The 7,879-nt window shown below is 72.1% G+C and carries 7 protein-coding genes; 4 read left to right on the top strand and 3 right to left on the bottom strand.

Annotation, left to right across the window (positions count from 1 at the left end; genetic code table 11):
- Positions 1–88: 88 nt before the first annotated feature.
- The 3 genes from ABZ562_RS14170 to ABZ562_RS14160 form a co-directional block, all read right to left on the bottom strand.
- Positions 89–598 carry an O-acetyl-ADP-ribose deacetylase gene (locus ABZ562_RS14170; protein ID WP_361477965.1) on the bottom strand — a complete coding sequence of 170 codons (510 nt, stop codon included), beginning with the start codon at positions 596–598 and terminating at the stop codon, positions 89–91.
- Positions 599–638: 40 nt separating this feature from the next.
- Complete coding sequence (locus tag ABZ562_RS14165) at positions 639–1,049, bottom strand: hypothetical protein (protein ID WP_361477962.1); 411 nt, start codon at positions 1,047–1,049, stop codon at positions 639–641.
- A gap of 99 nt (positions 1,050–1,148) precedes the next feature.
- A complete protein-coding gene (locus tag ABZ562_RS14160; protein WP_361478007.1) occupies positions 1,149–2,360 on the bottom strand; it encodes a pyridoxal phosphate-dependent aminotransferase in 1,212 nt (403 codons plus the stop codon).
- 245 nt (positions 2,361–2,605) lie between these two features.
- Here ABZ562_RS14160 and ABZ562_RS14155 point away from each other — a divergent pair, with 245 nt between their 5' ends.
- The 4 genes from ABZ562_RS14155 to ABZ562_RS14140 are packed head-to-tail and all read left to right on the top strand — an operon-like array spanning position 2,606 to position 7,831.
- Positions 2,606–4,222 carry an ABC transporter substrate-binding protein gene (locus ABZ562_RS14155; RefSeq protein WP_361477959.1) on the top strand — a complete coding sequence of 539 codons (1,617 nt, stop codon included), beginning with the start codon at positions 2,606–2,608 and terminating at the stop codon, positions 4,220–4,222.
- Positions 4,223–4,227: 5 nt separating this feature from the next.
- Positions 4,228–5,187: an ABC transporter permease gene (locus ABZ562_RS14150; protein WP_361478004.1), complete on the top strand. Its 960-nt coding sequence runs from the start codon at positions 4,228–4,230 to the stop codon at positions 5,185–5,187.
- A complete protein-coding gene (locus ABZ562_RS14145; protein ID WP_361477956.1) occupies positions 5,184–6,098 on the top strand; it encodes an ABC transporter permease in 915 nt (304 codons plus the stop codon). The genes ABZ562_RS14150 and ABZ562_RS14145 overlap by 4 nt, the downstream gene beginning before the upstream one ends.
- Positions 6,098–7,831: an ABC transporter ATP-binding protein gene (locus ABZ562_RS14140; RefSeq protein ID WP_361477953.1), complete on the top strand. Its 1,734-nt coding sequence runs from the start codon at positions 6,098–6,100 to the stop codon at positions 7,829–7,831. The genes ABZ562_RS14145 and ABZ562_RS14140 overlap by 1 nt, the downstream gene beginning before the upstream one ends.
- The last annotated feature ends 48 nt before the right edge of the window (positions 7,832–7,879 follow it).

The raw sequence follows: 7,879 nt of genomic DNA, 5'->3' as shown, positions 1-7,879 counted from the left end.
CCCGCTGGGCATCAGTCAGTGACAACGGCGGAATCTTCGGACCCGGACGACTCATACCGAACCAACGACAAACCTCCGACTCAGGTCACTAGCCGGCCCGCGCCGTGAACGCCGCGTACGCGGGCTCGTCGAAGAGGACGAAGCGCACCTCTTCGACGGCCGTGTCCGCGGCGCGGACCGTCTCCACCGCGATCCGGGCGCCGTCGTCCATCGGCCAGCCGTAGATCCCGGTGGAGATCGCAGGGAACGCCACCGTCCGGGCGCCCAGTTCGTCCGCGACGCGCAGGGACGCGCGATAGCAGGACGCCAGCAGGCCGGAGCGGTCCTCGGTGGCCGACCACACCGGGCCCACGGTGTGGATGACCCAGCGGGCGTCGAGCCGCCCCGCCGTCGTGGCCACGGCCTGACCGGTGGGCAGCCCCTTGCCGTAGTGGGAGGCGCGCAGGCTCCGGCAGGCGTCGAGGATCTCGGGCCCGCCCTTCCGGTGGATCGCGCCGTCCACCCCTCCGCCGCCGAGGAGGGAGGAGTTCGCCGCGTTCACGATGGCGTCGGCGTGCTGCGCGGTGATGTCGCCGTGGACGAGGGTGATGGTGGTCATGGCTCCATCGTGGGCCACGGCCGGTCGGTCCGTCCCGGTGTCAGGCGGCCACGCCGAGGGCCGCCGTGTGCGCCTCCAGGCGCTCGGCGGTGAGCGCGGTGGCCGCCGCGTCCTCGCGCGAGGTGGCGATGACCAGGGCCCAGCCCGCCAGGGTGTGGGCGCGCTGGTGGAGGGCGGCGACATGGGCCGGGTCGGCGGCGGCCGCGGTGGGTTCGGCGCGCAGCGGGGCGCGGCCGTCGCGCAGCCGTACGACCTGGCCGGCCAGGCGCTCGGCGGCCTCGTCCAGGGCCGGGTCCGGGGTGAGGGCGCGCAACTCGTCGGTCACGGTCAGCAGCGCGGTCAGATGTCCGGCGAGCCGAATGTCCAGCTCTTCCTCGCGGGAGCGGTGCGGGAAATCGGGCTGGGGCTCGGCCATGGAGTGGACCGACTTGGTGCGGATCGGCTCGTACATGGATGGCCTCCAAACGTTCAGGAGGCCATCCTAACTTGGACGCCGTCTAAAGTTGAGTCTTCTACAGATATCCGGTCACGGGATCCGTCGGGATCCGGCTCAGGGCTGGCCGTAGCCGTCGAGGAACCGCCCGATCCGGGTCACCGCGTCGGCCAGGTCCTTCTTCGCCGGGAGGGTGACGATGCGGAAGTGGTCCGGCTCCGGCCAGTTGAAGCCCGTACCGTGCACGATCATGATCTTCTCGGTCCGCAGCAGGTCGAGCACCATCTGCCGGTCGTCCTTGATCTTGTAGACCTTGGGGTCCAGCTTCGGGAACGCGTACAGCGCGCCCTTGGGCTTCACACAGCTCACGCCCGGGATCTGGGTCAGCAGCTCGTACGCCGTGTCGCGCTGCTCCAGCAGCCGTCCGCCCGGGAGCACCAGGTCGTTGATCGACTGACGGCCGCCGAGGGCGGTGGCCACCGCGTGCTGGGCGGGCATGTTGGCGCACAGCCGCATGTTGGCGAGGATCGTCAGCCCCTCCAGATAGCTGGCGGCATGGGCCTTGGGGCCGCAGACCGCGAGCCAGCCGCTGCGGTAGCCCGCGATGCGGTACGCCTTGGAGAGCCCGTTGAACGTGAGCGTCAGCAGGTCCGGGGCGATCGCGGCGGTCGGGGTGTGGGTGGCGCCGTCGTAGAGGATCTTGTCGTAGATCTCGTCGGAGCAGACGATCAGCTGGTGGCGACGGGCGATGTCGGTGATGCCGCGCAGCATCTCTTCGCTGTAGACGGCGCCCGTCGGGTTGTTCGGGTTGATGATGACGATCGCCTTGGTGCGGTCGGTCACCTTGCGCTCGATGTCGGCGAGGTCCGGCAGCCAGTCCGCCTGCTCGTCGCAGCGGTAGTGGACGGCCGTGCCGCCGGCGAGCGAGACCGAGGCGGTCCACAGCGGATAGTCGGGGGAGGGGACGAGGACCTCGTCGCCGTCGTCCAGCAGCCCCTGCATCGACATCTGGATCAGCTCGGAGACGCCGTTGCCGAGGAAGATGTCCTCGACGTCGAGGTGGATGCCCTGGGTCTGGTAGTGCTGCATCACCGCGCGCCGGGCGGAGAGCAGGCCCTTGGCGTCGCCGTAGCCGTGCGCGCCGCCGAGGTTGCGCAGCATGTCCTCGAGGATCTCCGGAGGGCATTCGAAACCGAACGTCGCCGGGTTGCCGGTGTTGAGCTTGAGGATGCGGTGACCCGCTGCCTCCAGTCGCATCGCCTCCTCAAGAACCGGGCCACGGATTTCGTAGCAGACGTTGGCGAGCTTCGTGGACTGGATCACCTGCATGTCGGCCACCTTACGGCGGAGCACCCGGCCACGCTCGGTGTTTTTCGCCACGTGGACGGTGTACGGGATCGCTCCCGGGTCCGGCCGGGAGCGTCGCGCCCCTGCGGCGCTCATCGGTAACGAGTGAGTTACCCCCGTTAATTTTCGCGAACGAGGGGTTGGCCTGGGCGGAACCGATGGCTATCGTTCACGCACCTCACCCAATCGTTCAGCTGAACGAAACGAGCCGGGAAGGCGTCCCGTCCATGTCCGAGACCTCCCACCGAACAGACCCCGGGGCGGCCCGGATACCCCGGCGGTCGGTGCTCGCCGCGGCGGCCGCGGGCGGCGGCGCCCTCGCCGGATCCGCCCTGCTGACCGGCTGCTCCGGTGCCGCGTCCGCGTCCCCGACCGAGGCCGTGCCCACCCGCGGCCCGGCCGGTCGCCCCGACCGCGGCGGCACCCTGCGCATCGCCCGGCCGCCCGCCTCCGACGCCGAGACCCTGGACCCGGCGAGCGCGCTGTCCGCGTACGAATACCTCGGCGCCCTCTACAACCGGCTCGTCCGCGTCGACAAGGACGGCAAGGTCGCCCCCGACCTCGCCGAGTCCTGGGAGCCCGACGCAAAGGCGACCACCTGGACCTTCCGGCTGCGCCGCGGCGTCACCTTCCACGACGGCTCCGCCTTCACCTCCGCCGACGCCGCCTACACCCTGCGGCACATCCTCGCCACCGCGACCGCCTCCCCGCAGGGACCGGTGCTCGCCCCGCTCGTCGATCCGAAGCGGCTGCGCACCCCCGACCCGCACACCCTCGTGGTCCCGCTGAAGAGCCCGCACGCCGAGTTCCCCAGCCTGCTCACCCACTACAACTGCTACGTCGTCCCCGACGGCAGCGCCCGCTCCATCGGCCGCACCGGCATCGGCACCGGCCCCTTCAAGCTGGCCTCCTTCACCTCCGCCGGGCCCGGCCGGGTCGTGGCGTACGAGGACCACTGGGCCGGGCGCCCGGTGCTGGACGCCATCGAATTCTTCTCCGTCGCCGACATGCAGGCCCGGGCCAACGCCCTGCTCGCCGGCCAGGTCGACCTGCTCTCCCAGACCAACCTCGACTTCGCCACCGCCCGCGTCATCGCCGCCTCCAGCCGCGCCACGATCGCCCGGTCCAAAAACGCCCAGTGGTACGTGCTGCCGATGCTCACCACCGAGAAGCCCTTCACCGATGTGCGGGTCCGGCAGGCCATGAAGCTCGCCTACGACCCCGAGCACATCCGCAAGGTCGCCCTCCAGGGCGCGGGCACGCTCGGCTGGGACAACCCCGTACCGCCGAACGACCCCGCCCACGTCGCCGCCCACCCCGCCCACGACCCCGAGCGGGCGCGCCAACTGCTCAAGCGGGCCGGGCACGAACGGCTCGCGGTGGACCTCTACACGTCCTCCTACGACCCGATCTTCACACCCATGGCCCTCGCCTACCAGGAGTCCGCGGCCCGCGCCGGGATCCGCGTCCGGATCAGGACCGCGGCCGCCGACTCGTACTACACCCAGATCTGGATGAAGAAGCCGCTCATGGCCACCTACTGGTACACCGGGCGCCCCATCGACCAACTCCTCAACCAGGTCTTCCGCGGCGGCTCCTCCTACAACGAGACCGCCTGGTCGGACAAGGAGTTCGACGCGCTCCTGGACCGGGCCCGCCGCGAGACCGACGACGGCCGCCGCCGCGAGCTGTACGGGCAGGCGCAGACCCTGGTGATCGAGCGGGGCGGGGCGATCACCCCGATGTTCGCCGACCGGCTCACCGGCATCTCCCGGAAGGTGCGCGGCTACGCCGAGCACGGCTTCGAGTTCGACTACCGCGGCATCGGCCTGAAGGGGGCGTGAGACGCGTGTTCACCTTCATCGCCCGCCGCGTCGTCGCCGCGTTCGGCACCCTGCTGCTCTCCTCCGTCATGGTCTTCCTGGCCGTCCAGGCGCTGCCCGGCGACGTCGCCACCCAGGTGCTCGGCAAGGACGCCACCCCCGACGCGGTCGCCGCGCTGCGCAAGCAGATGGGGCTCGACCAGCCCGCCTGGGAGCGCTACGCCGACTGGATCAAGGGCGCCCTGCACGGCGACTTCGGCACCTCGCTGGTCACCACCAAGCCGGTCGGGAGCGAGGTCGCCCAGTACCTCGGCAACTCCGCCCTCATCGCCGTCGTCACCGTCCTCTTCGCGGTCACCGGCTCGCTCGTGCTCGGCATCCTCGCCGGGCTCTACCGCGACCGCTGGCCCGACCACGTGATCTCCACGGTCAGCCTGGTCGGGATGTCCATCCCCGAATTCGTCGTGGCCACCCTGCTGGTGCTCGCCTTCTCCGTCACCGTCCCCGTGCTGCCCGCCGTGGTGCTGTACGGGCCGGGCGCCTCCATGGGCGAACTGCTCCCCGCCGTCTGGCTGCCCGCCGCCTCGCTCGCGATCGTGATGGCCGCGTACATCGTGCGGATGGCCCGTACGTCCGTCATCGACGTCATGGCGGGCGAATACGTCACCACCGCCCGACTCAAGGGGCTGTCCACCTGGCGCGTGGTCACCCGGCACGCCCTCCCCGGCGCGCTGCTGCCCACCCTCCACGTGATCGCGCTCAACGTGGCCTGGCTGATCGGCGGCGTCGCCGTCGTGGAGAACGTCTTCAACTACCCCGGCATCGGCAAGCTGCTGCTCACCTCCGTGCAGAACCGCGATCTGCCCGTCATCCAGGCCATCGCCCTCATCAGCGCCGTCGTCTACGTGGTCTGCAACCTCGCCGCCGACCTCGGCTCCATGGCCCTCAACCCCAAGCTCCGCACCCGAGGAGGGAGGATCCGATGAGCGTGCTGAAGACGCCTGCCGCGGCCCCCGTTCCCGCGCCGTCCGCCCGGTCAGGGGGCCCCGGCTCCGCGGCCGCCCGCGCCTGGCGCACCGTACGCACCTCCCGCCCCGCCGCCATCGGGCTCGCGATCGTCGCCGTCCACCTCGTGATCGCGCTGTTCGCCCCGCTGCTCACCCCGTACCACCCCACCGTCGGCGACGCCTCGCACGCGCTGCTCGGCCCCAGCGCCGACCACTGGGCGGGCACCGACCAGTACGGCCGCGACGTGCTGACCCGGGTGCTGTACGGCGGGCGGTACGCGCTCGGCGTCTCCGTCACCGCGACCCTCCTCACCATCGCGCTCGGCACCGTCCTCGGCTGCGCGGCCGCCCTGCGCGGCGGCTGGCTGGACGATGTGCTGATGCGGATCCTGGACGCGGTGCTGTCCATCCCCGCGATCCTCGTCCTGCTGGTCATCGTCACCGCGCTGGGCACCGGCTCCGGGGTGATCGTGCTGGCCATCGGCGTCATCTGCGTCCCCCAGGTGGTACGGGTCGTCCGCGGCGCCGCGCTCGCCGTCGTCCCCCAGGACTACGTCACCGCGGCGCGCGCCCGCGGGGAGGGGACCTGGGCGATCCTGCGCCGCGAGGTGCTGCCCAACATCACCGACGTGGTGTGCGTCGAATTCGCCATGCGCGCCTCATGGGTCGTGCTGCTGATCTCCTCGCTGTCCTTCCTCGGCTTCGGCGCCGACCCGCCCACCCCCGACTGGGGGCTCATGGTCTCCGAGAACCGCACCGCCATCACCGTCGTACCGCTGGCCAGCCTCGCGCCCATCATCGCCCTGGCCACCCTCGTCGTCGGGCTCAACCTCGCCGCCGACGGGCTGTCCAAGGCGTGGGGCGTCGACCGCATCCGGGAGGGCTCCTGATGAGCGCCATCGTCTCCGTCACGGGTCTCGGCGTCGCCTACCGGTCCGGTGGGCGGGAGATCCCCGTCGTCCACGACGTGAGCTTCGACCTGTCGCCGGGGGAAACCCTCGCCCTCGTCGGCGAGTCCGGCAGCGGCAAGTCCACCGTCGCCGCGACGCTGCTGGCCCACCTGCGGCACGGCTCACGGCTCACCGGTGGCACGGTGCGGGTCGACGGGCGGGACGTCTTCGCCCTCCCGCCGCGCGAACTGCGGCGGCTGCGCGGCGGTACGGTCGCCATGATCGCCCAGAACGCGGGCCAGGCCCTCACCCCCTCCATGCGCGTCGGACGGCAGATCGCCGAGGCCGGCGGCGACACGCCGGTCACCGACCTCCTCGAACAGGTCCGGCTGCCGCGCCCCGCAGAACTCGCCCGCCGCTACCCGCACGAACTCTCCGGCGGACAGCAGCAGCGCGTCGCCATCGCCATGGCCATCGCCACCCGCCCCAAGGTGCTCGTCCTCGACGAGCCCACCACCGGACTCGACGTCCTCACCCAGCGCTCCGTCCTGGACCTCGTCGGCTCCTTGCGCGACGAACTCGGCCTCGCCGCCGTCCTCGTCAGCCACGACCTGGGCGTCGTCGCGCGGATGGCCGACGAGGTGTGCGTGCTGCGCTCGGGCCGGGTCGTCGAAGCCGCCCCCACCCGGCGGCTCTTCGCCGCCCCCGCCGACCCCTACACCCGCCGCCTGCTCGCCAGCGTCCCCCGGCTGTCCGACACCGGGCTCGCCCTCGTCGGCGAGGACGGCACACGGGAGGTGCGTCCGAAGCGGCCGGTGCCGTCGGACGCGGGTCAGGCGGTGGACGTCCGGGACGTCACCATCGACTACGGCTCCTCGCGCGCCGTCCACGGCGTCTCCTTCCAGGTGCGGCGCGGCGAGGTGCTGGCCCTGGTCGGCGAGTCCGGCAGCGGCAAGTCCACCCTGGCGTGGGCGCTCGCCGGACTGCGCGCCCCCTCCGGCGGTGCCATGACCCACGACGCCGGTGACCTGGGAGCACCCGGTGACCTGGGCGCCTCCGCGCGGCGGCGCCCCCTCGAGCTCCGGCGCAAGATCCAGCTCGTCTTCCAGAACGCCGACACCTCGCTGAACCCGCGCCGCTCGGTCGGCGACGCCGTACGGCGGCCCCTGCGCTTCTTCGGCGCCGCCGGTTCGCGCGACGAGGCGGCTTCGCGGGCCCGCGGGCTCATCTCCGACGTCCGCCTCGACCCCGACTTCGCCGACCGGCTCCCCGCCCAGCTCTCCGGCGGCCAGCGGCAGCGCATCGGCATCGCGCGGGCGCTGGCCGGTGAGCCGGACGTGCTGATCGCCGACGAGATCACCACCGCGCTCGACGTCTCCGTCCAGGCCGACGTGCTGCGCCTGCTGGACGATCTGCGCCGCGAGCGCGACCTGGCCTGCCTCTTCATCAGCCACGACCTGGCGGTGGTGCGGGGGATCGCCGACCGGGTGGTGGTGCTGCGGCACGGCGTGGTGGTGGAGGAGGGTCCGACGGACGCGGTCTTCGCGGATCCGGGCCACCCGTACACGCGGCAGTTGATGGCCGCCGCGCTCGAACCCGACCCGGACGCGGAGCCTGTGGTCGAGGCGGCCGACGACTGGTCCGACGCCGCCGAGCCGGGCGAGGTCTGGGACGAGCTGGGCGACGGCCACCGGGTCCGCAGATGGCGGACTGCGGCGGTCGTGGGTGACTGAACCATGGGGCGCCGTCGTGGGTGAGCCCCAGCTCGTTGCCGTAACCAT

Origin of the sequence: Streptomyces sp. NPDC019937, from assembly GCF_040631655.1 — a bacterium.
Lineage (GTDB): Bacteria > Actinomycetota > Actinomycetes > Streptomycetales > Streptomycetaceae > Streptomyces.
This window is presented reverse-complemented; position numbering and strand designations above follow the sequence as displayed.

What these genes read in the sequence shown, in the direction of transcription:
- ABZ562_RS14170 (WP_361477965.1), bottom strand. Translation starts at nt 598, where the DNA reads ATGACCACCATCACCCTCGTCCACGGCGACATCACCGCGCAGCACGCC.
- ABZ562_RS14165 (WP_361477962.1), bottom strand. Translation starts at nt 1,049, where the DNA reads ATGTACGAGCCGATCCGCACCAAGTCGGTCCACTCCATGGCCGAGCCC.
- ABZ562_RS14160 (WP_361478007.1), bottom strand. Translation starts at nt 2,360, where the DNA reads ATGCAGGTGATCCAGTCCACGAAGCTCGCCAACGTCTGCTACGAAATC.
- ABZ562_RS14155 (WP_361477959.1), top strand. Translation starts at nt 2,606, where the DNA reads ATGTCCGAGACCTCCCACCGAACAGACCCCGGGGCGGCCCGGATACCC.
- ABZ562_RS14145 (WP_361477956.1), top strand. Translation starts at nt 5,184, where the DNA reads ATGAGCGTGCTGAAGACGCCTGCCGCGGCCCCCGTTCCCGCGCCGTCC.
- ABZ562_RS14140 (WP_361477953.1), top strand. Translation starts at nt 6,098, where the DNA reads ATGAGCGCCATCGTCTCCGTCACGGGTCTCGGCGTCGCCTACCGGTCC.